Annotated in this window: 22 protein-coding genes; 18 read left to right on the top strand and 4 right to left on the bottom strand. The window is 72.9% G+C overall.

Annotation, left to right across the window (positions count from 1 at the left end; genetic code table 11):
- Positions 1 to 17 precede the first annotated feature (17 nt).
- The gene (locus BJ981_RS33780; protein ID WP_184617406.1) at positions 18 to 1,700 is read left to right on the top strand and encodes an AMP-binding protein; all 1,683 of its coding nucleotides are present in this window, start codon (positions 18 to 20) and stop codon (positions 1,698 to 1,700) included.
- Positions 1,701 to 1,721: 21 nt separating this feature from the next.
- On the opposite strand, the gene BJ981_RS33785 is transcribed toward BJ981_RS33780, so the two are convergent.
- Positions 1,722 to 2,609, bottom strand: coding sequence for a PaaX family transcriptional regulator (locus BJ981_RS33785; RefSeq protein WP_204070635.1), 888 nt, complete (start codon positions 2,607 to 2,609; stop codon positions 1,722 to 1,724).
- A gap of 149 nt (positions 2,610 to 2,758) precedes the next feature.
- Between BJ981_RS33785 and BJ981_RS33790 the strand changes: the two genes are divergently transcribed.
- The 12 genes from BJ981_RS33790 to BJ981_RS33845 all read left to right on the top strand — a co-directional run bounded on the left by BJ981_RS33790 (position 2,759) and on the right by BJ981_RS33845 (position 14,547).
- On the top strand, positions 2,759 to 3,607 hold the full coding sequence (locus BJ981_RS33790) for an ABC transporter permease (RefSeq protein WP_184617407.1): 849 nt from the start codon (positions 2,759 to 2,761) through the stop codon (positions 3,605 to 3,607).
- Entirely contained in the window at positions 3,604 to 4,443 is an 840-nt protein-coding gene (locus tag BJ981_RS33795) for an ABC transporter permease (protein WP_184617408.1), read from the top strand. Before BJ981_RS33790 ends, BJ981_RS33795 begins: the two co-directional genes overlap by 4 nt.
- A 30-nt stretch (positions 4,444 to 4,473) precedes the next feature.
- Positions 4,474 to 5,286: an ABC transporter ATP-binding protein gene (locus BJ981_RS33800; RefSeq protein ID WP_184617409.1), complete on the top strand. Its 813-nt coding sequence runs from the start codon at positions 4,474 to 4,476 to the stop codon at positions 5,284 to 5,286.
- Positions 5,286 to 6,932: a thiamine pyrophosphate-binding protein gene (locus tag BJ981_RS33805; protein ID WP_184617410.1), complete on the top strand. Its 1,647-nt coding sequence runs from the start codon at positions 5,286 to 5,288 to the stop codon at positions 6,930 to 6,932. The genes BJ981_RS33800 and BJ981_RS33805 overlap by 1 nt, the downstream gene beginning before the upstream one ends.
- Positions 6,929 to 8,011 (top strand): carbon-nitrogen hydrolase family protein, encoded by a 1,083-nt coding sequence (locus BJ981_RS33810; RefSeq protein ID WP_184617411.1) that lies wholly within the window; start codon positions 6,929 to 6,931, stop codon positions 8,009 to 8,011. Before BJ981_RS33805 ends, BJ981_RS33810 begins: the two co-directional genes overlap by 4 nt.
- Before the next feature lie 11 nt (positions 8,012 to 8,022).
- Positions 8,023 to 9,123, top strand: a complete 1,101-nt coding sequence (locus tag BJ981_RS33815; protein WP_184617412.1) for a cupin domain-containing protein — start codon at positions 8,023 to 8,025, stop codon at positions 9,121 to 9,123.
- Positions 9,124 to 9,207: 84 nt separating this feature from the next.
- Positions 9,208 to 10,110 carry a fumarylacetoacetate hydrolase family protein gene (locus BJ981_RS33820; RefSeq protein WP_184617413.1) on the top strand — a complete coding sequence of 301 codons (903 nt, stop codon included), beginning with the start codon at positions 9,208 to 9,210 and terminating at the stop codon, positions 10,108 to 10,110.
- A gap of 36 nt (positions 10,111 to 10,146) precedes the next feature.
- Complete coding sequence (locus BJ981_RS33825; RefSeq protein WP_275422331.1) at positions 10,147 to 10,902, top strand: maleate cis-trans isomerase family protein; 756 nt, start codon at positions 10,147 to 10,149, stop codon at positions 10,900 to 10,902.
- 125 nt (positions 10,903 to 11,027) lie between these two features.
- The gene (locus BJ981_RS33830; protein ID WP_184617414.1) at positions 11,028 to 11,918 is read left to right on the top strand and encodes an ABC transporter ATP-binding protein; all 891 of its coding nucleotides are present in this window, start codon (positions 11,028 to 11,030) and stop codon (positions 11,916 to 11,918) included.
- A 2-nt stretch (positions 11,919 to 11,920) separates the two neighbouring features.
- Positions 11,921 to 12,733 (top strand): ABC transporter permease, encoded by an 813-nt coding sequence (locus BJ981_RS33835; RefSeq protein WP_184617415.1) that lies wholly within the window; start codon positions 11,921 to 11,923, stop codon positions 12,731 to 12,733.
- Positions 12,734 to 12,738: 5 nt separating this feature from the next.
- On the top strand, positions 12,739 to 13,890 hold the full coding sequence (locus BJ981_RS33840; protein ID WP_184617416.1) for a sensor histidine kinase: 1,152 nt from the start codon (positions 12,739 to 12,741) through the stop codon (positions 13,888 to 13,890).
- Positions 13,891 to 13,941: 51 nt separating this feature from the next.
- Positions 13,942 to 14,547 carry a response regulator transcription factor gene (locus BJ981_RS33845; RefSeq protein WP_184617417.1) on the top strand — a complete coding sequence of 202 codons (606 nt, stop codon included), beginning with the start codon at positions 13,942 to 13,944 and terminating at the stop codon, positions 14,545 to 14,547.
- Positions 14,548 to 14,603: 56 nt separating this feature from the next.
- Here BJ981_RS33845 and BJ981_RS33850 read toward each other — a convergent pair whose 3' ends face one another.
- Positions 14,604 to 15,416 carry an SAM-dependent methyltransferase gene (locus BJ981_RS33850; RefSeq protein WP_184617418.1) on the bottom strand — a complete coding sequence of 271 codons (813 nt, stop codon included), beginning with the start codon at positions 15,414 to 15,416 and terminating at the stop codon, positions 14,604 to 14,606.
- Between the two features lie 103 nt (positions 15,417 to 15,519).
- Positions 15,520 to 16,701 (bottom strand): EAL domain-containing protein, encoded by a 1,182-nt coding sequence (locus tag BJ981_RS33855; RefSeq protein WP_239139650.1) that lies wholly within the window; start codon positions 16,699 to 16,701, stop codon positions 15,520 to 15,522.
- A gap of 217 nt (positions 16,702 to 16,918) precedes the next feature.
- Between BJ981_RS33855 and BJ981_RS33860 the strand changes: the two genes are divergently transcribed.
- Positions 16,919 to 17,611: an acVLRF1 family peptidyl-tRNA hydrolase gene (locus tag BJ981_RS33860; protein ID WP_204070636.1), complete on the top strand. Its 693-nt coding sequence runs from the start codon at positions 16,919 to 16,921 to the stop codon at positions 17,609 to 17,611.
- A 3-nt stretch (positions 17,612 to 17,614) separates the two neighbouring features.
- Here BJ981_RS33860 and BJ981_RS33865 read toward each other — a convergent pair whose 3' ends face one another.
- Positions 17,615 to 18,469, bottom strand: a complete 855-nt coding sequence (locus BJ981_RS33865) for a sensor histidine kinase (RefSeq protein WP_184617419.1) — start codon at positions 18,467 to 18,469, stop codon at positions 17,615 to 17,617.
- 551 nt (positions 18,470 to 19,020) lie between these two features.
- Between BJ981_RS33865 and BJ981_RS33870 the strand changes: the two genes are divergently transcribed.
- The 4 genes from BJ981_RS33870 to BJ981_RS33885 all read left to right on the top strand — a co-directional run bounded on the left by BJ981_RS33870 (position 19,021) and on the right by BJ981_RS33885 (position 24,079).
- Positions 19,021 to 20,619 carry an ABC-F family ATP-binding cassette domain-containing protein gene (locus BJ981_RS33870; RefSeq protein WP_184617420.1) on the top strand — a complete coding sequence of 533 codons (1,599 nt, stop codon included), beginning with the start codon at positions 19,021 to 19,023 and terminating at the stop codon, positions 20,617 to 20,619.
- Positions 20,620 to 20,733: 114 nt separating this feature from the next.
- Entirely contained in the window at positions 20,734 to 20,949 is a 216-nt protein-coding gene (locus tag BJ981_RS33875) for a helix-turn-helix domain-containing protein (RefSeq protein ID WP_093173121.1), read from the top strand.
- Between the two features lie 280 nt (positions 20,950 to 21,229).
- Positions 21,230 to 22,075: an enoyl-CoA hydratase/isomerase family protein gene (locus BJ981_RS33880; protein ID WP_239139660.1), complete on the top strand. Its 846-nt coding sequence runs from the start codon at positions 21,230 to 21,232 to the stop codon at positions 22,073 to 22,075.
- Between the two features lie 117 nt (positions 22,076 to 22,192).
- Positions 22,193 to 24,079 (top strand): ABC transporter ATP-binding protein, encoded by a 1,887-nt coding sequence (locus BJ981_RS33885; RefSeq protein ID WP_184617422.1) that lies wholly within the window; start codon positions 22,193 to 22,195, stop codon positions 24,077 to 24,079.
- Positions 24,080 to 24,096: the final 17 nt, after the last annotated feature.

Here is a 24,096-nt window from a genome sequence, read left to right on the forward strand (position 1 = left end):
TGGCAAAGGAGTGGTCGATGTTCCAGGGCAGCGCCCATGTGGACACCTTCGTCCTCGATCGTCTGCCGCCCCGCTCCCAGTGGCCCGAGTTCGGCTACGAGCTGCCCGACCTGCGGCTCCCCGACCGGCTCAACTGCGCGCAGTGGCTGCTCGACGACCAGGTGGCCCGCGGCGCCGGGCCGCGTCCCTGCCTGATCGGCGAGGAGACGAGCTGGAGCTACGCCGAGCTCCAGGCCGCCGCCAACCGGGTGGCCGCCGTGCTGCGCGACGATCTCGGCGTGGTGCCGGGCAACCGGGTGCTGCTGCTCGGCCCCAACACCCCGATGCTCGTGGCCTGCTGGTACGCCGTCATGAAGGCCGGCGGCGTCGCCGTCACCCTGGTCCCGCACCTCAAGGCCCGGGAGATCGCCGAAGTGGCCCGCCACGCGGCGATCGAGGTCGCGCTCTGCGATCGGCGGTCGGCGGGGGAGCTGGTCGCGGCCGGAGAGTGGTCGGAGCTGTCCCGGATCGCCGCATGGGGCGCGGCGGCCGGCGACGCGGCGGACGCGGGCGGCGGGCTGATCGACCTCGACGGGCTCATGGCGGAGCGGCCGGACGACTTCGCGACGGTGCCGACCTTCGCCGACGATCCCTGCCTGATCGCCTTCACCTCGGGCTCGACCGGCCGCCCCAAGGCCGCCGTGCACACCCACCGCGAGGTCGCCGCCATGTGCGCCTGCTTCCAGGGGGCCGCGCTCAACCCGGCGGCCGGCGACGTGTTCACCGGCAGCGCGCCCATCGCGTTCACGTTCGGCCTGCTGGCGCTGGCCTGCTACCCGATCCACTGCGGCGGCTCGGTGGTCCTGCTGGAGAAGGGCGGCCCCGAGCCCCTGCTGCGGGCCGTGGAGCGGCACGCGGCCACCTTCTGCTTCACGGTCCCGACGGTCTACCGCACCTGGCTGCGCGACCACGAGGGCGACCTGGCCCGGCGGCTGCCCGCGCTGCGGGTGGCGGTGTCCTCGGGCGAGCTGCTGCCCGCCGCGACCTGGCTGGCCTTCCGCGAGGCCACCGGCATCTCCCTCGTCAACGTCCTCGGGTCCACCGAGATGCTGCACGGCTTCATGAGCACCGGCGCCGACCCGCCGCGGCCGGGTTCGGTGGGCAAACCGGTCCGGGGGTACCGGGCCACGATCCTCGGGGCCGACGGAACCGAGCTCAAGGACGGCAGGACCGGGCTGCTCGCCGTGAAGGGGCCCACGGGCTGCCGGTACCTGGACGACGCCCGGCAGGCCGAACAGGTGCGCGACGGGTGGAACCTCACCGGGGACCTGGCCCGCCGCGACGCCGACGGCTACTTCTGGCTCGAAGGCCGCTCCGACGACGTGATCGTCTCGGCCGGGTACAACATCTCCGCCATGCAGGTCGAGGAGACGCTGCTGGAGCACCCCCAGGTCAGGGAGTGCGCCGTCGTCCCGCGGCCGGACGGGCTGCGCGGGCACGTGGTCAAGGCCTACGTCGTCCCGGGGGAGGGCATGCCGCCGGGGGAGGAGGGGGCGCGCGCCCTGCAGGCGTTCGTCACCGAGCGGATCGCGGGCTACAAGTCACCCCGCGTGATCGAGTTCCTCGACAGGCTGCCGCGCACGGCCAACGGCAAGATCGCCCGTCAGGCGTTGCGGCACCGGTCGGCGGGCCACGGGCAGGTGCGGCTGTTCCCGGACTGAGCCGTCCCCGGGCCGCGCGCCCTAGCGCACGCCCTCGTCCGGCGTGGCCAGCACGTCGAAGTGCCGGTGCGCCTGCTCCTTGAGCGCCGGGTAGACCGTGTGGAACAGCTCGACCGACCGGTCCCGCGCCGCGTCGGCGGACGGCAGCCCGGGGTCCAGGAACGGGAACTGCCGGAAGTTGTGCACGAGCTGGGTGCGCACCCGGAACGCCTCGCCGTCCGTCAGCTCGCGGCGCCTCTCCTCCGCGCCGAAGGGCGAGAACTCGGCGAGGAACGCCTCGTAGCGCGCGGTGAGGCCGGCGAGGTCCCAGGCGCGCTCGATCAGCGGCCCGAGGCCGAAGTCGGGGGAGGGCTCGCCGGTCATCAGGCTGACGAACCGGTCGATGTCCAGGTCCTTGACGAGGTTGACGACCTCGGGCTCGCGGTCGCCGAGCGAGATCCAGGTGGCGTCCTGGACCGAGCCGAAGCCCAGGAACCGCAGCCGGCGGGCCAGGCGGGCGCGTTCGAGGCGGGAGTCCTCGGGGAGGGTGTGCCACAGGACCGTCATCCGTCCCGCCGACATCTCCTCGCGGCCCAGCCGGAAGATCCGGTCGTCGCCCTCGGCGATGACGCGCTCGGTGCGCTCGGTCAGGCGGTAGGCGACCAGGCGCCCCTTCTTCGCGCGGGAGATCAGGTCACGGCGGGCCAGCCGCGTCAGCGCCACACGGGAGGCGCCGACGGAGAAGCCGAACTCCCCGAGCAGCCGGACCAGGCCGCCCGACCACACGCTGTCGAGCCGGTGGCGGACGTTGTCGGCGAGTAACGTCACCACGAGATCCTGGGGCTGCGGCGGCTCCAGCCATCCCGCCATGGGCACCCCGGATGCCTCGTTCGTCTCCGCGACCTTGGATGTCTTGCTGTTCTTGGTCATCTGCGCCCTTTACCCCTTACCTGGCCCCGTGTCCTAGAAGGCTGTCAAGTGTCCGATTGGTGACCGGCCCCTTGACAGGCGCTCCCGCCTGACTGAGTATACCTAACACCTCAGTGCGTTGAGCTGTTTACTGATTTAGGAGGAGCGCCATGGCGTCTCCGCGTACTCATGCACCACCGGAGGTCACCGCCGTGCTCGCCCCTCCCTTGCGCGGTCGCGGCCCGGCCCGCCCGGCCCCTCCCTGGGTGCTGCCCACGGCGACGGTCGTCGGCGTGCTGGTGGCGGCCGAGCTCGTGATCCGCAGCGGCGTGGCCGGCACGCACTTCCCCACCATCACGGCGACGGGCCGGGCGCTCGGGCAGGAGATGACCAAGGCCGGCTTCTGGACGGCCATGGGCGAGACGACGTACGCCTGGCTCGCCGGATTCGGCCTCGCCACGCTGATCGCCATCCCGCTCGGGCTCGGCATCGCCTCGTCCCGGTTCGCCTTCCGCAGCAGCCGGCTGCTCATCGACTTCCTGCGGCCCATCCCGCCGGTCGCGGTCCTGCCGCTCGCGGTGCTGGTCCTCGGCACCGGCACCCAGATGAAGATCTGGCTCGTCGTCTTCTCCGCGCTGTGGCCGGTGCTGTTCCAGACCATCTACGGCGCCCAGGACGTCGACCCCGTCGCCCGCGACACCGCGCGCGCGTACGGGCTGAACCGGCTGGAGCGGTACCGGTACGTCGTCGTCCCGAGCGCCGCCCCGTACATCGCCACCGGCCTGCGCCTCGCGGCGACGATCGCGCTGGTCGTCACCATCGCGACGGAGCTGATCGTCGGCTCCGCCGGACTCGGGTACCGCATCAACCAGGTCAGGTACGCCGACGACACCCCCGCGATGTACGCCCTCATCTTCGTCGCGGGCATCCTCGGCTGGCTCATCACCGTGGGCTTCCGGTTCTTGGAGAAGCGCCTGCTGCACTGGCACCACTCCCAGCGCGTGGAGGCCGGCCGATGAGGCGCCGCCTGCTCGGCCTCGCGGCCGAGGCGTGGCTGCCGGTGGCGATCCTGCTGGTCTGGTGGTTCGCCTCAGCATCGTCCACCTCGGCATACTTCCCGTCCCTGCGGACCATTGCGGTGTCCTTCTACGACACGTGGATCTCCGACCGGATGATCACCGACGTGCTGCCGAGCCTCGGCCGGTTCGTCGCGGGGTTCTGCGTCGCGTCGATCATCGGCATCGCCCTCGGCACCGTGCTCGGCACGATACCCACCTTGCGCCGCGCGGTGGACCCGATCTTAGACTTCTTCCGCTCCCTGCCCAAGCCGGCGTTGCTGCCGATCGCCATCGTGGCGCTCGGCGTCGGCGACGGGATGAAGATCTTCATCATCGCCTTCAGCACGCTCTGGCCGATCCTGCTGAACACCATCGACGGTGTGCGGGGCGTGGACCCGCTGCTCCTGGAGATGTCGCGGGTCTACGGCATCGGCCGTGCCCAGCGCGTCCGGCGCGTCGTCCTGCCCGCGGCGAGCCCGCAGATCTTCGTCGGCGTGCGGGTGTCCCTCTCGATCGGCCTGATCCTCATGGTCGTGTCCGAGATGGTCGCCTCGACCAACGGCCTCGGGTACTTCGTGCTGCTCTCCCAGCAGACGTTCGCCATTCCCGAGATGTGGGCGGGCATCATCCTCCTCGGCGTCATCGGCTACCTCACCAACTTCCTGTTCGTGCTGGCCGAACGCCGCGTCCTGGCCTGGCACAAGGGCTGGCGGGCCACCGCGCTCGGTGAGGCGCCCCCCATGCCCGTGCCCGCGAGGACGACCACCGACACCACACCCCCGGCCGCGACGGCCTGACCGCCGCGACCAGCCGATCGGAGAAGACACATGCTCGAGGTCACAGGGCTGTCCAAGTCCTACGGTGAGGGAGGCGGCGCGGTGCGCGCCATCGACGACCTCACCTTCACGGTGAACCCTCACGAGTTCGTCTGCATCGTCGGGCCGTCGGGCTGCGGCAAGACGACGCTGCTCAAGTGCCTGTCAGGTCTCATGGCGCCCACCGGCGGCAGGGCGGTGCTCGCCGGCACCGTCATCAAGGACCCGCCCGAGACCCTCGCCCTGGTCTTCCAGGAGTACACGCGCTCCCTGCTGCCCTGGATGACCGTCCTCGACAACGTCGTGCTCCCCCTGCGCGCCAAGGGGGTGGACAAGGCCGAGCGGCGCCGGCTCGCGCTGGAATCGCTGGAGGCCGTCGGCCTGGCCGAGTTCACCCACGTGTACCCGTGGCAGCTCTCCGGCGGCATGCAGCAGCGCGTCGCCATCGCCCGGGCGCTGGCCTACCAGCCCAAGGTGCTGCTGATGGACGAGCCCTTCGCCTCCGTCGACGCCCAGACCCGCGCCGAGCTGGAGGACCTCATGCTCCGGGTGCGCGACGCCTTCGACGTCACCGTGGTGCTGGTCACCCACGACATCGACGAGGCGGTGTACCTCGCCGACCGCGTGGTCGTGCTGTCCAAGCGCCCGACGCGCGTGCGCGAGATCGTCGAGATCGACCTTCCCGGCCCCCGCGACCAGGTGACCACGAAGGAGAACCCCCGCTTCGCCCAGCTCCGCGGGCACGTCGCGCGGCTGATCGTCGGCGTTCCCGCCGGACGGCCGGAACACGGCGAGGTCCCGTCCGCGCCCGCCGAGGTGGCCTGATGCCCCTCGTCCTGGAGGCCATGGGCCGGGCCCTGCGCGACCTCGGCGTCCCCGTGATGTTCGGCCTGCCGGGCAGCGGCAACTACGAGCTGGTCCACGCCGCCCGCGCCGCCGGCGTCGCCTATCACGGCGCCAACCACGAGGCCGGCGCGGTGGGCATGGCCGACGGCTGGGCCCGGGTGACCGGGGCGACCGGCCTCGCCATGCTCTCGCAGGGGCCCGGGCTCACCAACGGGCTGACCGCGCTCACCGAGGCGGTCAAGAGCGGGACGCCGCTGGTCGTCGTCGTCATCGACACCCCGAGGTCGTCCCTCCACGGCAACCTCAACATCGACCAGACCGCGGTGGTGACCGCGCTCGGCGCCGGCGCCACCACGGTCCGCTCGGCGGCGACCGCCGTGGACGACCTGCGGCGCTCCCTGCGCCGCGCCGCGGTCGAGCGGCGTCCCGTCGTGCTGATGGTCCCGCTCGACCTGGTCCACGCCGAGGTCCCGCGGGACGCCGCCGTCAGGGAGGGGATAGCCCCGCCCTCGGCGCCCTGGCCGGACCCCGAGGCCGTCGCCGAGGCGGCGAAGCTCGTCAGGTCCGCAGCCCGGCCCGTCGTCCTCGGCGGGCGCGGGGCCGTGCGGGCCGGCGCCCGCGAGGAGCTTCTCGCCCTGGCCGGCCGCATCGGCGCGCTGCTGACCGTCTCGGCCCCCGCCAAGGGCCTGTTCGCGGGCGCGGAGTTCGACCTCGGCGTCTCCGGCAGCTTCGCCTCGCCGCTGGCCGCGGACCTGCTCGCCGAGGCGGACCTGGTGCTGGCGTTCGGGGCCGGGCTGAACGCCTGGACCACCGGAAACGACCGGATGCCGCCCCCCGGCGTGCCCGTCGTCCAGGTGGACGCCGACCCCCGCGCGATCGGCGCGCACCGTCCCGTCGCGGTGGCGATCCAGGCCGACGCCCGGGTCGCGGCCCGGGCCCTGCACGAGGAGCTCGGGCCCGGCGACCGGCCGGGCTTCAGGACCGAGGCGGTCGCCGCCCGGATCCGCGGGCACGACCCGGCGCGGGAGTTCACGCCCGCCGACGGCGTCCGCGGCCTGGATCCGCGCGTGTTCACCCTCGCCCTGGACCGGATCCTGCCCTCCGAGCGCACGGTCACCATCGACTCCGGGCACTTCATGGGCTGGCCGGCCAAGTACCTGTCGGCCCCCGACGCCGCGGGGTTCCTCTACCCGCAGGCGTTCCAGTGCGTGGGCCTCGGCCTCGGGAACGCCATCGGCGCCGCCGTGGCACGTCCCGACCGGATCAGCGTCCTCGCCGTCGGCGACGGCGGCATGATGCTGAGCCCGCAGGAGCTCGACACCGCCGTACGCCACGGCCTGCCGCTGCTCGTCGTGGTGTACGACGACTCCGCCTACGGGGCCGAGGTGCACCGGTTCGAGCCGATCGGCCTGGCGGTCGACCTGGTCCGCTTCCCCGACCGCGACTTCGCGGGAATGGCACGTTCCGCCGGCGCGCGCGGGATCACCGTCCGCGCCGTCGAGGACCTGGAGGAGCTGCGCGGCTGGCTCGGCGACCCCCGCGGCCCCATGGTGCTGGACGTCAAGATCGATCCGACCGTGATCGGCGGCTGGGTCGCCGGCAACTCCAAGGCGGCACTCGCATGACAGGACGGACACAGGCGCCGGGCGTCAAGGACTACCCGCGGTTCGTCGCCGCCGCCGTGCAGGCCGCCCCGGTGTTCCTCGACCCGGACGCGACCGTCGCCAAGGCGCGCTCGCTGATCGCCGAGGCGGCGCGCAACGGCGCCGAGCTGGTGGCCTTCCCCGAGGTGTTCGTCCCCGGCTACCCGTACTGGAACTGGACCATGACCCCCGTCCAGGGCGGCCCGTGGTTCGAGCGCCTGTACCGGGCGTCGGTGGACGTGCCGGGCCCGCACGTGGACGCGATCCGCGCCGCGGCGCGGGAGCACGGCTGCCACGTCGTCATCGGCGTCAACGAACGCGGGCCCTACGGGGCGGGCACCCTCTACAACACCGTGCTCGTGATCGACGCCAGGGGCGAGCTGCTCGGCGCGCACCGCAAGCTCGTCCCGACCTGGGCGGAGAAGCTCACCTGGGCGGGCGGGGACGGCGGCTCGCTGCGCGTCCACGACACCGACGTCGGGCCCCTCGGGGTGCTGGCCTGCGGCGAGAACACCAACACGCTGGCCAGGTTCACCCTGCTGGCGCAGGGCGAGCTCGTCCACGTCGCCAACTACATCGCCCTGCCGGTCGCGCCCGAGGACTACGACATGGTCGAGGCGATCAAGGTCCGCGCCGCCGCGCACGCCTTCGAGGGCAAGGTGTTCAACATCGTCGCCTGCTCCACCGTCTCGGAGGAGATCATCGACACGGTCGCGGGCGGGGACGAGGCGGCGCGCGAGCTGCTGAGCCGGAAGCACAGCGCGTTCTCCGGCGTGTTCGGCCCGGACGGACGCCTCATCACCGAGCCCCTCATCGACGACGAGGGCATCGTCTACGCCGAGATCGACCTGTCCCGCTGCATCCAGCCCAAGCAGATGCACGACATCATCGGCCACTACAACCGCTTCGACATCTTCGAGCTGCGCGTCGACACCCGCAGCCGGCGGCCGGTGGTGCTGCTGGGCGACGACCTCGCGCCCGTGAACACCCCCATCGCGACCACCCGCGTAAGCAACGACCAGCAGCCCGTGCGCGCCCGGCGCGCCGACGGCGACGAATGAAAGGGAAGCCCATGAGAGAGGACGTCATCGGCCGTTCCCGTGTCGAGGACACCGAGGAGCTGGAGCGGTACTACGAGGAACTCAGGAAGTTCGACGCCGGGGCCCTGTGGACCGTGGCGAACGAGATCGAACCCTGGTACCCCCAGCCCCGCTCCGTGCCCATGCACTGGCGCTACGAGGACCTGCGCCCGATGGTCCTGAAGTCGGCCTCCCTGGTCAGCGGCGACGACGCGGGGCGCCGGGTGGTCATGCTCGTCAACGAGGGCCGCCAGGAACTCAGCGCCGCCGTCGGCCTCCTGTACACCGGTCTGCAGATCATGAACCCGGGCGAGTCGATGACGGCGCACCGCCATGCCGCCGCCGCGCTGCGCTTCGTCATCGAGGGTGAGGGTGCCTGGACCATCGTCGACGGCGACCGCCTCAAGGTGGGGCCCGGCGACTTCGCCATCACCCCCAAGGGCACCTGGCACGAGCACGGCAACGACTCCTCGCAGACCCCCGTCATCTGGCAGGACGGCCTGGACATCCCCCTGGTCAACGCCCTCGACGCCAACTTCTACGAGGTGCACCCCGAACTGCACCAGGTGCCGGGCAAGGTCGTCAACACCTCCTTGCTCCAGCACGGCGCGGGCATACTCAAGCCGGACCGCCGCGGCTGGAGCAAGCGGTACTCCCCGCTGCTGGCCTACCCCTGGGAGATGACCTACCAGGCTCTGCTCGACCAGGCCAAGGTCAGCGAGGGCACCCCTCACGACGGGGTGATCATGGAGTACGTCAACCCCGTCACCGGCGGCTCGGTCATGCCGACCATGGGCGCCCACATGCAGCTCCTCCAGCCCGGCCAGGCCACCCAGGCCCACCGGCACACGGGTTCGGTCATCTACCACGTGGCCAAGGGCCGCGGCCACTCCGTCATCGCCGGCCGCCGGTTCGACTGGAAGCAGAACGACATCTTCGCCGTCCCGTCCTGGGCCTGGCACGAGCACGCCAACGACGACGACCGCGACGACGCCTGCCTGTTCTCCTTCAACGACTTCCCCATGATCCACTCGCTGGACCTGTGGGCCGAGGCGGCGTACACCGAGGACGGCGGCCACCAGCCGGTCGGCTGACCCCGTCCCCGCCCGTCCCTTCCGGCTCCGGCCGCGGCGTCGGGCGAATCCCCTGAAAACCGACCTGATTTCCAAGGAGTTCCCTTGCGACTGCTCACCTTCCAGACCGCCAGCCTGGAGCCTCGTGCCGGTGCGCTCGAAGGCGAGATCGTCATCGACCTGGCCGCGCTCGCGGCGGCGGCGGGACGACGCCTGCCGGAGAGCGCCGGAGACTACGTCGCCGACGAGACCGCCTTCGCCGCGGCACGCGACCTGCTCGGCGCGCACCGCGGCGCCTGGCCCGCGGGCACGGCGCACCGGCTCGCCGAGGTGACCCTGCGCGCCCCCCTGCGGCCCGGCAAGATCGTCGGCGTGGGGCTGAACTACGTCGAGCACGTGGCGGAGTCGAGCCGCTCCCTGGACACCGCCAAGGAGCTCCCCACCCGGCCGGTGCTGTTCTCCAAGCCGGCGACCGCCGTGGTGGGGCCGGGCGAGCCGATCCTGCACAACGCCGCGCTCACCGAGCAGCTCGACTGGGAGTGCGAGCTGGCCGTCGTCATCGGCAGGACCGCGCGCGGCGTCGCGGCGGGCGACGCGCTCGCGCACGTCTTCGGCTACTCGATCACCAACGACATCAGCGCCCGCGACCAGCGGCGCTCGGGACAGTGGTTCTTCTCCAAGGGCCAGGACTCCTACGCGCCGCTCGGGCCGTGGATCGTGACGGCCGACGAGATCGGCGACCCGCAGGACCTGGACCTGTCCCTCCGGGTCAACGGCGAGGTGAAGCAGAAGTCCAACACCCGCCACATGCTCTTCTCCATCGCCGACCTCATCGCCGACATCACCTCCGGCATGACCCTGGAGCCGGGCGACGTCATCGCGACGGGCTCGCCGTCCGGCGTCGGGGCCGCGCAGGTCCCGCCGCAGTTCCTGCGGCCGGGCGACGTCGTCGAGCTGGAGATCCAGAACATCGGCCGCCTCGTCAACCCCGTCGTCGCCCACCCCTGAGCGCGGCGCGCCCGCCACCACCACCGAAGGAGGACCGTGATCCCCCGCCGTATCAGGATCGGCCAGATCGTCCCCAGTTCCAACATCACCATGGAGACCGAGATCCCCGCCATGTTGCGGGCCAGGGAGCGGGTCGAGCCCGAGCGCTTCACCTTCCACTCCAGCCGCATGCGGATGACGGAGGTGACCAAGGAACAGCTGGAGGCGATGGACGACGACGCCGGGCGCTGCGCGGTCGAGCTCACCGACGCCCGCGTGGACGTCATGGGCTACGCCTGCCTCGTCGCGATCATGAGCCGTGGCCTCGGCTACCACCGGGACTCCCAGCGGAGGCTGCAGGAGAGCGCCGCCGCGGCCGGAGCCGACACGCCGGTCGTCACCAGCGCGGGAGCCCTGATCGAGGGGCTGAACGCGCTCGGCGCGAAGAAGGTCGCGCTGATCGCGCCCTACATGCTGCCCCTGACCAAGGCGGTCGTGGAGTACATCGAGCACGAGGGCATCACGGTCACCGACTACATCGCGCTGGAGATCCCCGACAACCTGGAGGTCGGCGCGCGCGACCCGCGCGTCCTCACCGACATCGTCCAGGACCTCGACCACCAGGACGCCGACGCCGTGGTGCTCTCCGCCTGCGTGCAGATGCCCTCCCTGGAGGCCGTGCAGGAGGTGGAGGACGCCATCGGCAAGCCCGTCGTGTCGGCCGCGGTGTGCACCGTCTACCAGATGCTCAAGCGGCTCGGCCTCAAGACCTACGTGCCGGACGCCGGCGCGCTGCTGTCCGGCCGGTACTGACACCGGCACCGCGGCGCACGCCGCGGGCGGACGGCCGCGGCGTCCGCCCGGGATGACGAATGTCATCGCGAACGCCGGAGAAGGGGCACTGAGCACGGTCCCCGGCCCTGCCTAGGGTCGACTCCATGAACGCGATCACCTTCACGGACGTGAGCAAGGCCTACGGCGAGGCGCCCGCCGTGGACGGGCTGAACCTCACCATGGAGACCGGGCGCACGGTCGCCCTCCTCGGCCCCAACGGCGCCGGCAAGTCCACGACGATCAACATGCTGCTGGGGCTCGTCCGCCCCGGCGCGGGCCGCGTCGAGATCTTCGGCCGCACCCCCGACGAGGCCGTCGCGGCCGGGATGGTCGGCGCCATGCTGCAGGACGGCGCCCTCATCCCCGAGCTGACCGTCCGCGAGACCGTCGACTTCGTCCGCCGCCTGTACCCGGCGCCGCTCCCGCTGGAGGACGTCCTGGAGATGGCCGGGCTCACCGGCCTGGCCGGGCGGCGCGCGGGGGCGCTGTCGGGCGGGCAGGCGCAGCGCGTCCGGTTCGCCCTGGCCGTCGTGGGCGCCCCCCGCCTGCTGGTCCTGGACGAGCCCACCACGGCGATGGACGTCGAGTCCCGCCGGGCCTTCTGGGAGAGCATGCGCGCCTACGCGGAGGGGGGCCGCACGGTGCTGTTCGCCACGCACTACCTGGAGGAGGCCGACGAGAACGCCGACCGGGTGATCGTCATGGTCCGGGGCCGGGTGGCGGCCGACGGCACGGCCGCGCAGATCAGGGCGGGCGCGGGCGGCAGCTCGGTCTCCTTCTCGCTCGGCGGGCAGTCCTTGGCGGGCCTGGACGCGCTGCCGGGGGTGAGCTCCGTCGAGGTCGACGCCGCCACCGTGCGGCTGCGCACCGCCGACGTCGACGCCACGGTGGACGCCCTCTACCGTGGGACCACGCTCCAGGTGCGCGACCTGCGCGTGCGGGACGCCGCCCTGGAGGACGCGTTCCTCGCCCTCACCCGGCACGCGGAGGACTGACCATGCCGAACACCATGCCGAACCCGATCCCGGCCGGCCCCGCCCCCGCCGCCGTGACCGGGCGCGCCCCGAACCCGTTCCCGCGCTACGTCAGGCTCGAAGCGCTCCGCATGCTGCGCAACAAGCGCTACGCCATCTTCGTCGTGGCGTTCCCCGTCGGCCTCTACCTGCTCTACGCGAACCTGTGGGGCGGCGAGGTGGACGAGGCGTCCGGCCTGCGGACCAGTGTCCTGCTCATGGTCTCGATGGCCGCCTACGGCGCGCTCGCCGCGTCGATCATGTCCACCGCCGTGCCGTGGTCGCAGGAACGGCAGGCCGGGTGGCTGCGCCAGCTCCAGGTCACCCCGCTGCGCGGCCGTACCGTCATCGCCACCAAGCTGGTGTCCTCGCTGCTGCTGGTGCTGCCCGCCCTGGTGCTCGTCGTGGCCGCGGCCGTGCTGACCCAGCACGTGACGCTGCCCGCCGGGCGATGGGCCGCGCTGATCGCGGTCATGTGGGCGGGGACGGTCCCGTTCGCCGCGCTCGGCCTGATCATCGGCTCGCTGGCCAGGCCGGACACCGCCCAGCCGCTGGCGATCGCGGGGATGTTCGGCCTCGCCCTGCTCGGTGGCCTGTGGTTCCCCGTCGACATGCTGCCGGACGCCCTCGGCGCGGTCGCCCGCGCGCTGCCGTCCTACGACTACGCCGACATCGGCCGGCAGATCGTCGCCGGCGGCGCGCCGCACGCCAGGGCCGTGGGCGGCATCCTGGCCTGGAGCGCGGCGCTGTGCGCCCTGGCGGTCCTGGCCTACCGCAGGGCGACGGCGCGGGGCTGACCGTCATGAGCCTCGGCGACCGCATCGGCAGGACGCTCAACTTCGGCGGGACGGACCGGCCGTCCCGCTGGAGGCGACTGCTCGGCACCTCGCTGGGCCTGGTCTACCTGTTCTACCCGATCACCGACGTCACCTCGGGCGAGATCACCGGGGCCAAGGCGGCGTGGGCGGTGGTCGCGCTGGCGGCCTTCACGGCGTCGTACGTCGCCACCGTGCTCAGCCCCGCCGACTACGGCGAGCCGGGCCGGTGGACCCCGGCGCTGCTCGCGTCGACCGTGCTCATGGCGGTGACGCTGCCGCTGATCTTCGGCGGCGGCTGGCTGGCGCTGCCGATCTACGTCACGGTCCTGCTCAGCATGGCGCTGCCGCTGCGGCGGGCCGTCGCCGGCGTCGCCGGCATGGCGGTGGTCGTGACGGCCGAGGGGCTGGTGAAGGGCGCGGACGCCGCCACGATCGGGCTCCTGCTGCTGCAGATGACCACGCTGTCGGTGCTGTTCATGAGCGTGCGCAACACCCGGAGCCTGCTGGTCCGGCTGCACCGCGCCCAGGGCGAGGTCGCCCGGCTGGCGGCGGGGGAGGAGCGGCTGCGCATCGCCAGGGACCTGCACGACCTGCTCGGGCACACCCTGTCGCTGATCGTGCTGAAGAGCGAGCTGGCCGGGCGGCTCGCCGAGCAGGGCTCGCCGCGCACCGCGGCGGAGATCCGCGACATCGAGCAGGTGGCGCGCACGGCGCTGCGCGAGGTGCGCGAGGCCGTCAACGGCTATCGCCGGCGCGGCCTGGCCGAGGAGCTCGACGGCGCCCGCGCCGCGCTGGACGCCGCCGGCGTCGCGGTCACCGTCCGCACCGCCGGCACTCCCTTGCCGGACGACCTCGACGGCCTGCTCGGGTGGGCCGTGCGGGAGGGCGTGACCAACGTCGTGCGGCACGCGCGGGCGCGCAGGTGCGAGATCTCCGTCACCCTGCGGGACGGGGACGCCGTCCTGGAGGTCCGCGACGACGGCCGCACGGGCGCGGCGTACACGCCCGGCACCGGGCTCACCGGCCTGGCCGAGCGGGTCCGCGCCCGCGGCGGCTCCCTGGACGCCGGTGTGGCGCCCGCCGGAGGCTTCCGGCTGCGGGTCGTCGTGCCCGCGCCCGTAGACTCGCGCACCTAGACCCTCCCCCCGGCCCCTGCGCACGCGAGGCCCTTCTCCGAGGAGACCGCGATGATCAGGGTGATCCTCGCCGAGGACCAGGCGATGGTCCGGGGCGCGCTCGCGTCCCTGCTCGGGCTGGAGCCGGACATCGAGGTGGTGGGGGAGGCCGCCACCGGCGAGGAGGCCGTGGCCGTCGCCGTGGCGGCCCGCCCCGACATCGCGCTGCTGGACATCGAGATGCCCGTGCTGGACGGCATCGCGGCGGCCGCCCGGATCCTCGGCCAGGCGCCCGGCTGCCGCGTCATGATCCTGACGACGTTCGGCAGGCCGGGCTACCTGCGCAGGGCCATGGAGGCGGGCGCCTCGGCGTTCCTGGTCAAGGACAGCCCGGCCAAGGAGCTGGCCGCCGCGATCCGCAGGGTGCTGCGCGGCGAGCGGGTCATCGACCCGGGGCTGGCCGCGGCGGCGCTCAGCGCCGGGCCGAACCCGCTGTCGGGACGGGAACGCGACGTGCTGAGAGCCGCCTCCGACGGCTCCACGATCATGGACATCTCCCGGCGCCTGCACCTGTCGGAGGGCACGGTCCGCAACTACCTGTCGGCGGCGATCCAGAAGACGCACGCGCGCAACCGGATCGAGGCCGTGCAGCGCGCCGAGGCCCAGGGCTGGCTCTGAGCCCGCCCGCGAGCGAATCTACGCTGTAAAGGCGCCGGGCCGGGCGACGGCCCCGATCACGGGAGACGGGCCACGCCGCCGAGGATCGCGGGCTTCGACAGGTCGTACTCGGCCTCCCACTCCACCTCCGGCCGCCAGGCGGCCACCGGCACGAGCCCGGGGCGGAGCAGATCCATGCCCGCGAAGTAGGCGGCGATGTCCGCGTGCGACCGCGGCTTGGCCGCGCCGCCGGCGGTCCTGGCGTAGAGCGCGCGCACCTGCCGGTCGGCCGGGTCGCCGATGTCGCGGCGGTAGCCGTGCGACAGGACCAGGTAGCTCCCGGGCGCCATCTCCGCGCGGAACCGCGCGACGATCCCGCCCGCCAGGGCGTCGTCCGGTACGAAGTGCAGGATCGACACCATCAGCACCGCGACCGGCCGGGACAGGTCCAGATGCCCGCGGACGGCCGGATCGCCGAGGATCCCCTCCGGCTCGGTCAGGTCGCCGGGCACCACGATCGTGTCGGGGTTGTCGGCCAGGAGCGCCCGGGCGTGCGCGAGCACGATGGGATCGTTGTCCACGTAGACCACGCGGGAGCCGGGCGCGGCGTCCCTGGCGACCTCGTGCACGTTCTGCCCGGTGGGCAGGCCGGTGCCGATGTCGAGGAACTGCCTGATCCCGAGCTCGGCCAGCAACCGCACGGCCCGGCCGAGGAAGGCGCGGTTGGCACGGGCCATCTCGCGGATGCCCGGCACCAGGGAGATCACCTGCTCCGCCGCCGCACGGTCGGACTCGAAGTTGTCCTTGCCGCCCAGGTAGTAGTCGTACATCCGGGCCACGCTCGGGACGGAGGGGTCGACACCCATGGGAACGTCGCCGCGTTCCGTCATGCACCTGTCTCCATGCCGCAGATCCTACGGTGGATCGCCCTTATAGGGATCATCCTGTCCGGTGATGCGCGCGGCTCAGGGTCGGATTTATCCCGCGGTCCCGCTACGGGGCGGCGGGGCGCAGGTCGGCGACATGGCGGATGAGGTCGCCGACATGGACGATGCCCATGCACCGGCCCACCTCGTCCACCACCACCAGGTCGTCGTACACGCGGGCGGAGTCCTTGCCCGCGACCTGCATCGCCGCGATGGCGGGCGTGGTCTTGGGGACGATGCGCGGCGGGTCGGCCAGGCGGTGCGCGGGCTTCTTGGCGTGCAGCGCGTGCCCGTACGGGCCCGCGATCGACAGCAGGAAGCGGCCACGCTCCACGCTCGCCCGCGGACGCTGGTACTCGTCCACCAGGATCACGCTGGTGATCGAGGGTCCCGCGGCGAGCGCGTCGGCCACCTCCTCGGCCGTGACCTGCGTGCCGAACGTCACCGCGGGCATGAGGAACTCCTGCACGCGCGGGCCGAGGTCGATCGTGGACGGCTCGGGCTCGGCGGGCACCGGCAGCGGGACGTGCACGCGGCCGTGCGAGGGACGCCAGTCGATCGGGGCCAGCAGCGGGCCATGGGCCAGCCGGATGCCCCAGCGGCGCAGCATGGTGAGCTGGGCCTCCTCCCGCACCAGGGGCGCGAGCACGTGGATGCCCATGCCCCTGGCCATCTGGGCGACGGCGCGGGCGAGCGTGCCCCGCCGCGGGTCGCCGGGGATGCGGTCGACCAGCTCGGGGGAGAGCACGGCCGCGTACGGCGAGGCGTCCGCGACCAGGTCCAGGGGCATGTGGGAGGCGCCGAGGCCGCCGATGGCCACCAGGTAGCCGATCGTGCGCAGGCCCTCGATGCCCACCAGCAGGCCGCGCCGGTGCTCGGGCGGGAAGTCGCCGGAGACGACGAGGATCACCTCGCGCGGGCGCCGCCGGGTGGCGCGCATCGCCTCGTGGAGGGGCGCGAGGGCGGCCGAGCCGTCGATCACCGCGCCGGAGGGGACGGTGAGCACGAGCGGCAGCCGCGCCTCCTCACGCCCGGCGGCGTAGGCGGCGGCGACGGCGGGGGTGATGTCGCGCGAGTAGCCCGCGGGCGTGCCGCCCGCGGCGGCCTCGACGGCGATGACCCCGCCGGTGTCGAGGTCGACGATCGGCCGGAACATCGGGAGACCGCCCGGAGCCGGGTGGGCGGAGCGGGCCTCGGAGGGGGCCGCCAGGGGTGAAGCGGCCGAGGAGGTCGGACTGTGGACCGTCACATCGCGATTGTCCTGCGGTTTCAGCGGGATCTACCAGTCACAAGGGCGAATTCACCCACTTTTCGTTGAGCGTTGGAAGGAAAGTACGTCTTTACAGGAAGTGCGGAACCGGGTAACGGCCCGTGGTCGTGCGGCGTCCGCCGCGGGCCCGGGCCCGCCGTCGCGCGATAGGGTGTGCCGTCGGCGCGGCGCGCGCCCGGGGCCGGGAGGGGGCATCGTGGCGTCACGTCCCGCGGCCGGCGGAGGGCGCTGGGTTCCGGTCGCGCCGGAGCGCATGGCCGGCTGGGCGCGCGGGTTCGCCGAGCGGCACGGCCCCGCCGAGGCCGTCGTCGCGGGCGCGGAGCGCGATGTGGTCGTGCTGCACGCCGCGGACGGCGCGGTGGCCGAGTGCCACGTCCCCTTCCCGCCGCTGACCTTTTCTCCGGGCTCCCCGGACTCCCCGGAGCAGGACCCGCTGGAGGCCCTGGTGGCGCACGCGGTCCGGCCGCGGCGCGTCGGAGTCCTGCTGGTGCGCCTGGGCGGGCACGCGGCCGGCGTCTTCGAGGGCGAGCGCCTGGTGGTCTCCAAAGTGGGTGCCCGGCAGGTCCACGGGCGCAGCGCGGCCGGGGGATGGTCGCAGCAGCGGTTCGCCCGGCGCAGGGAGAAGCAGGCCGGCGAGGCCGCGCGGGCGGCGGCCGAGGTCGCGCTGCGGGTGCTCGGCCCCCACGTGCCCGGCATGGAGGCGGTCGTGCTGGGCGGGGACCGGCGCGCGGTGGAGGCCGTGCGCGGGGACGCGAGGCTCGCCGGGGTCTTCGCGCTGGCGGGCGGCCCGTTCCTCGACGTGCCCGACCCCCGCCTGGCCGTGCTGCGTGAGGCTCCCGGGATGTTCCGCGCGGTGCGCGTCCGCGTCCTTGATCCGGGCGAGGGCTGACCCTCAGGCCGCCAGCGGGATCATGAACACGAAGCACGCCCCGCCGCTCGGGGAGTCCTCCACGTGGACGCCGCCCTCGTGGGCCCGGGCGATCTCGTCCACGATCGCCAGGCCGAGACCGCTGCCCGCGCCGTCGCGCTCGGGGTAGGCGCCGAGCCGGGTGAAGCGCTCGAAGATCCGCTGCCGGTCGGGCTCGGGGACGCCGACGCCGTCGTCGGACACCGCGAGCACCGCGACGGCGCCGCGCCGGCCGACCTCGACGCCCACGTTCCCCCTGGCGTAGCGCTGAGCGTTGTCCAGCAGGTTGGCGAGCACGCGGGAGATCTCGGCGGGCACGGCCTCCACGGTCACGTGCGAGGCGATGTCCAGGGAGACCTGGCAGTGGTCGGCCCGGTCCTTCAGCTCCCGGTGGACGCGCTCGCCGAGGTCGAACCGCTCCCGGTGCCCGGCGCGCCGCACCCGCGTCCGGGCCAGCAGCAGCAGGTCGGCCACCATGGCCTCCAGGCGGTCGGCGCACGGCAGCAGGCGGGCCGCCAGCGTGGGGACGTCGGTCTCGTCCGGGTGGGAGATCGCGTCCTCCAGCTCCGTCCGCAGCGCCGTGATGGGGCGGCGCAGCTCGTGGGCGACGTCGCCGGCGAAGCCGCGTTCGCGTTCGAGGTGGTCCAGCGTGACGCCGAGCGCCTCCAGGAGGCCGGCGATCTCGGCGGGGTCGTCGCCGTCCGGCGCCAGGCGCCGGGCGTGCCCTTCATTGATGGAGGTCAGGGCGGCGGTGACGGCGGCGACCCGCCGGAGCGGCCGCCTGCGGGCCGCCCGGCCCGCCAGCGCGGCCACCGCGGCGAGGGCGGCCGCCGGTCCCATGTGGTGGGCGAGGCTCCGCGGGATCCCGCCGGCGTGGCCGTCCGCGCCCGGCCTGGGATGTCCGCCTGCGTGGCGTGACGGCGAGCGTGTGTGCCCGATGCCCACGAGTGCCTCCCCTGCGAACGCTCCCGGCGCCCGTGTCCCCGGCCGGGCCCGCCGGAGCGACCTCCGGCCCGGCGCCGGCCGGGTCGGCGAGGGCGCCCGCCCGCGCCGCGAACCCGTGGCGCCTCTCAGACAACTGTACGTCGCGATGGTTCTGACCTGCGAGGACGCCCGTCCGGAGGTCGCCGGTCCCCGCCGCGCGCGCCGGCCGCCGCGGGGACGGGGTGACGTGGCGCGCGAACCGCCTGGGGCGGGGTTCGCCCTCGTGGCGCGGCCGGTACGGGCTCTCGCGGGGACGCTGGCCGTACACTAGGCGTATGCGCACTCCCGATTGATCGGCGCACTCACGGAGGCGGGCCGTCCCGCGCGGCCGTCCCGCGCCCCCCGTCACCTTCCGACAGCACGTTCCTCGCCCGAAAGTTCCCCCGTTCTGGGAGTGTTCCCTCATCATGATCATCGCCTCCGACATCGAACTGCGCGCCGGTTCCCGCCTGCTCATCGAAGGGGCGTCCTTCCGCGTCAACCCGGGCGACCGCATCGGCCTGGTCGGCCGCAACGGCGCGGGCAAGACCACGCTGTGCAAGGTGCTCGCCGGGGAGGGCCTGCCCGCCGCGGGCACGGTGACCACCAGCGGAAGCGTCGGCTACCTTCCCCAGGACCCGCGCACCGGCGACCTGCACGTGCTCGCCTCCGACCGCATCCTGTCGGCCCGCGGCCTGGACGAGGTGCTGCGCGAGCTGCGCGAGGCCGAGGGCGGCATGGCCTCGGCCGACGATCGCGTCCGCGACCGCGCGGTGCGCGCGTACGGCCGCCTGGAGGACCGGCTGCACGTGCTCGGCGGGTACGCCGCCGAGGCCGAGGCCGCCTCGATCGCCTCCAGCCTCGGGCTGCCCGACCGGGTGCTCAAGCAGCCCCTGGAGACGCTGTCCGGCGGCCAGCGCCGCCGGGTCGAGCTGGCCCGCATCCTGTTCAGCGGAGCGGAGACTCTCCTGCTTGACGAGCCGACAAACCACCTCGATGCAGACTCAATCGGGTGGCTTCGTGATTTTTTACGATCCCACCAGGGCGGCTTGATCATTATTAGCCACGATGTCGGGCTACTTGAAGCGACGGTCAACCGCGTCCTGCACCTCGACGCCAACCGCGGCGTCGTCGACACCTACAACGTCGGCTGGACCGCCTATCTCGCCCAGCGCGAGACCGACGAGCGCCGCAGGAAGCGCGAGCGCGCCAACGCCGAACGCCAGGCCTCGCAGCTCCTCGCGCAGGCCGACCGCATGCGCGCCAAGGCCACCAAGGCCAGGGCCGCGCAGGACATGGAGCGGCGGGCCCGGCGCCTGCTCTCGGGTGTGGAGGAGGAGCGCCGCAGCGACAAGGTGGCCAAGCTCCGCTTCCCCGACCCCGCCCCCTGCGGGCGCACCCCGCTGACGGCGACGGGCCTGTCGAAGTCCTACGGCTCGCTGGAGGTCTTCACCGACGTGGACGCCGCCGTCGACCGGGGCAGCAGGGTCGTGGTGCTCGGCCTCAACGGCGCGGGCAAGACCACCCTGCTGCGCATGCTCGGCGGCCTGGAGAAGCCCGACAGCGGCGAGGTCCGCCCCGGCCACGGCCTCAAGCTGGGCTACTACGCCCAGGAGCACGAGACCCTGGACGGCGGGCGCAGCGTGCTGGAGAACATGCGCTCGGCGGGCCCCGACGTGCCGGACGTGGCCCTGCGCAAGGTGCTCGGCTCGTTCCTGTTCAGCGGCGAGGACGCCGACAAGCCCGCCTCCGTGCTCTCCGGAGGGGAGAAGACCCGCCTGGCCCTGGCCACGCTGGTGCTGTCCAGCGCCAACGTCCTGCTGCTGGACGAACCCACGAACAACCTGGACCCGGTCAGCCGCGACCAAGTACTTTCGGCGTTGAGGTCCTATTCTGGGGCAATTGTCCTCGTTACGCATGATGAGGGCGCCGTGGAGGCCCTGCAACCAGATAGGGTGATCTTGCTACCGGACGGAGTGGAAGACGCGTGGAGCGATGAATTTTCCGATCTTGTGGCACTTGCCTGATCTTAATTTGAGCGGGTACGGATCTTTTCCCGTGGAGTAGGTAGCCGATCCGGCAGAAATGACTGATCATGGCGTGAGTAACGCTGCGGAAGTCTGGCACTACAGGAGGTACTCGTGGCCGAGACTCTGAAGAAGGGCACCCGGGTGACCGGAGCCGACCGTGAAAAACTGGCCGCCGATCTCAAGAAGCGCTACGCCGCGGGTGAGAGCATCCGCGCGCTGGCCGCTTCCACCGGCAGGTCGTACGGGTTCATCCACCGCATCCTCAGCGAGTCGGGCGTGACTCTGCGCGGGCGCGGCGGGGCGACCCGGGGTAAGTCGAAGCGCTAGACGCGGCCGCCTCGAACGCGCGACCGCACCGCTCGGAGGTTCGGCCGGCGGCCGTTCCCGACACACCGATAGAATCTCATTCTGGAGACTCGGGCGTGCCGGGACCGCGACTGCACGAACGGAGCGAGCGATGCCGGAAGCGACGGTTGGGGGGAGTGCGGCGAAGATCTCGGCGGACGAGGGCGCCGGACCGGGCACGAGAGGAACGCGGACGCGTTCCGCGGGGGTGCGCGGCGAGGCTGACAGGGCCCTCGGCAGCGAGGAGCTCGCGGAGATCGGCATGCGCTTCGAGGTGGACGGCGAGATCGCGACGATCACGCTGGACCGGCCGGACAAGCGGAACGCACAGACGTTCGCTACCTGGTCGGCCCTGGCCCGGATCGGCAACACGTTGCCCGGGCAGGTGCGCGTCGTCGTGGTCAGAGGCGAGGGGCCGTCCTTCTCAGCGGGCATAGACCTGCGAATGTTCACTCCGGAGGGCGTACCGGGGCAGGGCTCGTTCGCGTCCGTGGCCGCGCTCGACGCCGATGTGTCCGGCGAGCGGATCAGGCAGGCCCAGCAGGGGTTCCTGTGGCTGAGACGTCCGGACATCGTGTCGATCGCGGTGGTTCAGGGGTACGCGATCGGGGCCGGATTCCAACTGGCCCTGTCCTGCGACCTGCGGATACTCGGGGAAGACGCCAAATTCTGCATGAAGGAGCCCGCGCTCGGGCTCGTCCCGGACCTGACCGGCACCAAGCCGCTGGTCGAGCTCGTCGGCGTGTCCAAGGCCCTGGAGATCTGCCTGACGGCCCGCGTGGTGGAGGCCGGAGAGGCGCTGAGGATCGGGCTCGCCGAGCAGGTGGTTCCCGTGGCCGAGCTGGAGGCGGCCACCGCGAGGCTCGCGTCCGCCCTCCTGACGACCGACAGGGCGGCCGCGGCGGCGACCAAGCGGCTGCTGCGCGGCGCGCAGGGGCGCTCGCTGGAGGACCAGAGCGCGGCGGAGCGCGCGGAGCAGGTGATGCGCATCCAGACCATGTTCGGTGCTCACGGCGCCGCGGGCAATGACGAGCGCACGAAGAGCATGCGAAACGTGCGGGACCACCCGGAGAACGACCCCGGCGGCCGGGCGCCGTCCGCGGGGTGATCGTTCGCCCTGAGCTGATCGGGGAATGCCGCGTCCGGCCGGCGCGCTGCGCCCGAAGAAGATGACGGGCATCCCGGGCTCATAAGACACGGGGAGAAGATTCGGCGAAGGGCGACGATGTCGATGCTGGGCGGGGGAATGGGCGGCGGATACGGCCCCCAGGTGATGCGGTCCCTGCGGCGGGACAGCTCCGTGACCAAGGAGCGGCTGACCCCGGGCACCGTCCCGCGCATCGCCCGCTACGCCAGGCCCTACCGATGGCACATCGCCGCGTTCCTCGCGCTGGTCGTCCTGGACGCGGCCATCGTGATCGCCAACCCCCTGCTGCTGAAGGCGATCATCGACCACGGCATCCTCCCGCGCCGCACCGACGTCGTGATCAACCTGTCCCTCGTGATCGCGGGCCTGGCCGTGGTGGACGCGGGGTTCGGGCTCGCGCAGCGGTGGTTCTCCTCGCGCATCGGCGAGGGGCTGATCTACGACCTGCGCACCGAGGTCTTCGACCACGTGCAGCGCATGCCGGTCGCCTTCTTCATGCGCGCCCAGACCGGCGCGCTGGTCTCCCGGCTGAACAGCGACGTCATCGGCGCGCAGCGCGCGCTGACCAGCACCCTGTCGGCCGTGGTGTCCAACGTGGTGAGCCTGATCATGGTGCTCGGCGCGATGCTGCTGCTGTCGTGGCAGGTGACGCTGGTCGCGCTGGTGCTGCTGCCGATCTTCATCCTGCCCGCCCGCTGGGTCGGCCGGCGCATGTCCGGCCTCACGCGTGAGCAGATGCAGCTCGACGCCGAGATGAGCTCGGTGATGACCGAGCGCTTCAACGTGGCCGGCGCCATGGTCGCCAAGCTCTACGGCCGCCCCGACGACGAGGCGCGCCACTTCGGCGAGCGCGCCGGGCGGGTGCGCGACGTCGGCATCACCGTCGGCATGTACGGCACGGTCTTCCGCGTCGCGCTCGGCCTGGTCGCCGCGCTGGCCACCGCCCTGGTGTACGGCGTGGGCGGCGTGCTGGTCGTCGACGGCGCCTTCGCCATCGGCACGCTGGTCGCGCTGGCCGCCATGCTCATGCGCCTGTACGGGCCGCTGACCAGCCTGTCCAACGTGCACGTGGACGTGATGACCGCGCTGGTCAGCTTCGACCGGGTCTTCGAGGTGCTGGACCTGAAGCCCATGGTGGCCGAGCGCCCGGACGCCAGGCCCCTGCCGGGCGGGCCGGTCACGATCGAGTTCGACGACGTGAGCTTCCAGTACCCCTCGGCCGAGGAGGTCTCCCTGGCCTCGCTGGAGTCGGTGGCCCGCCCCGACACCGGGCCCGGCCAGGAGGTCCTGAAGGGGGTCGACTTCACCGCCGGCCCCGGGCGGCTGGTCGCGCTGGTCGGCCACTCCGGCGCGGGCAAGACCACGATCACCTCGCTGGTCTCCCGGCTGTACGACGTCACCGGCGGCACGGTGCGGATCAACGGCGTGGACGTGCGCGACGCGACGCTGGCCTCCCTGCGCGACACCATCGGCGTCGTGACGCAGGACGCCCACCTGTTCCACGACACCATGGGCGCCAACCTGCGGTACGCGCGGCCGGACGCGAGCGACGAGGAGATCTGGGAGGCGCTGCGGGCCGCCCAGATCGCCGACCTGGTCGAGGCGCTGCCCGAGGGCCTGGACACCGTGGTCGGCGACCGCGGCTACCGGCTGTCCGGCGGCGAGAAGCAGCGGGTGGCGCTGGCCCGGCTCCTGCTCAAGGCCCCGCGGGTGGTCGTGCTCGACGAGGCGACCGCGCACCTGGACTCGGAGTCGGAGGCGGCGGTGCAGCGGGCCCTGAAGACCGCGCTGTCCGGCCGGACGTCCCTGGTGATCGCGCACCGCCTGTCCACGATCCGCGAGGCCGACATGATCCTGGTCGTCCAGGACGGCCGGATCGCCGAGCGCGGCCGGCACGACGACCTGCTCGCCCGGGGCGGCGCCTACGCCGAGCTGTACCGCACCCAGTTCGAGCACCAGCGGTGAGGCGCGCGGCCCCCCGG

Origin of the sequence: Sphaerisporangium krabiense, from assembly GCF_014200435.1 — a bacterium.
In the GTDB taxonomy this organism is placed as follows: domain Bacteria; phylum Actinomycetota; class Actinomycetes; order Streptosporangiales; family Streptosporangiaceae; genus Sphaerisporangium; species Sphaerisporangium krabiense.

Excerpts from the sequence above, each read along its gene's own strand:
- BJ981_RS33805 (WP_184617410.1), top strand. The coding sequence starts at position 5,286 with ATGCCCCTCGTCCTGGAGGCCATGGGCCGGGCCCTGCGCGACCTCGGC.
- BJ981_RS33865 (WP_184617419.1), bottom strand. The coding sequence starts at position 18,469 with ATGGGACCGGCGGCCGCCCTCGCCGCGGTGGCCGCGCTGGCGGGCCGG.
- BJ981_RS33780 (WP_184617406.1), top strand. The coding sequence starts at position 18 with ATGTTCCAGGGCAGCGCCCATGTGGACACCTTCGTCCTCGATCGTCTG.
- BJ981_RS33885 (WP_184617422.1), top strand. The coding sequence starts at position 22,193 with ATGTCGATGCTGGGCGGGGGAATGGGCGGCGGATACGGCCCCCAGGTG.
- BJ981_RS33840 (WP_184617416.1), top strand. The coding sequence starts at position 12,739 with ATGAGCCTCGGCGACCGCATCGGCAGGACGCTCAACTTCGGCGGGACG.
- BJ981_RS33790 (WP_184617407.1), top strand. The coding sequence starts at position 2,759 with ATGGCGTCTCCGCGTACTCATGCACCACCGGAGGTCACCGCCGTGCTC.
- BJ981_RS33850 (WP_184617418.1), bottom strand. The coding sequence starts at position 15,416 with ATGACGGAACGCGGCGACGTTCCCATGGGTGTCGACCCCTCCGTCCCG.
- BJ981_RS33795 (WP_184617408.1), top strand. The coding sequence starts at position 3,604 with ATGAGGCGCCGCCTGCTCGGCCTCGCGGCCGAGGCGTGGCTGCCGGTG.
- BJ981_RS33835 (WP_184617415.1), top strand. The coding sequence starts at position 11,921 with ATGCCGAACACCATGCCGAACCCGATCCCGGCCGGCCCCGCCCCCGCC.
- BJ981_RS33880 (WP_239139660.1), top strand. The coding sequence starts at position 21,230 with ATGCGCTTCGAGGTGGACGGCGAGATCGCGACGATCACGCTGGACCGG.
- BJ981_RS33785 (WP_204070635.1), bottom strand. The coding sequence starts at position 2,609 with ATGACCAAGAACAGCAAGACATCCAAGGTCGCGGAGACGAACGAGGCA.
- BJ981_RS33800 (WP_184617409.1), top strand. The coding sequence starts at position 4,474 with ATGCTCGAGGTCACAGGGCTGTCCAAGTCCTACGGTGAGGGAGGCGGC.
- BJ981_RS33810 (WP_184617411.1), top strand. The coding sequence starts at position 6,929 with ATGACAGGACGGACACAGGCGCCGGGCGTCAAGGACTACCCGCGGTTC.
- BJ981_RS33845 (WP_184617417.1), top strand. The coding sequence starts at position 13,942 with ATGATCAGGGTGATCCTCGCCGAGGACCAGGCGATGGTCCGGGGCGCG.
- BJ981_RS33830 (WP_184617414.1), top strand. The coding sequence starts at position 11,028 with ATGAACGCGATCACCTTCACGGACGTGAGCAAGGCCTACGGCGAGGCG.
- BJ981_RS33815 (WP_184617412.1), top strand. The coding sequence starts at position 8,023 with ATGAGAGAGGACGTCATCGGCCGTTCCCGTGTCGAGGACACCGAGGAG.
- BJ981_RS33870 (WP_184617420.1), top strand. The coding sequence starts at position 19,021 with ATGATCATCGCCTCCGACATCGAACTGCGCGCCGGTTCCCGCCTGCTC.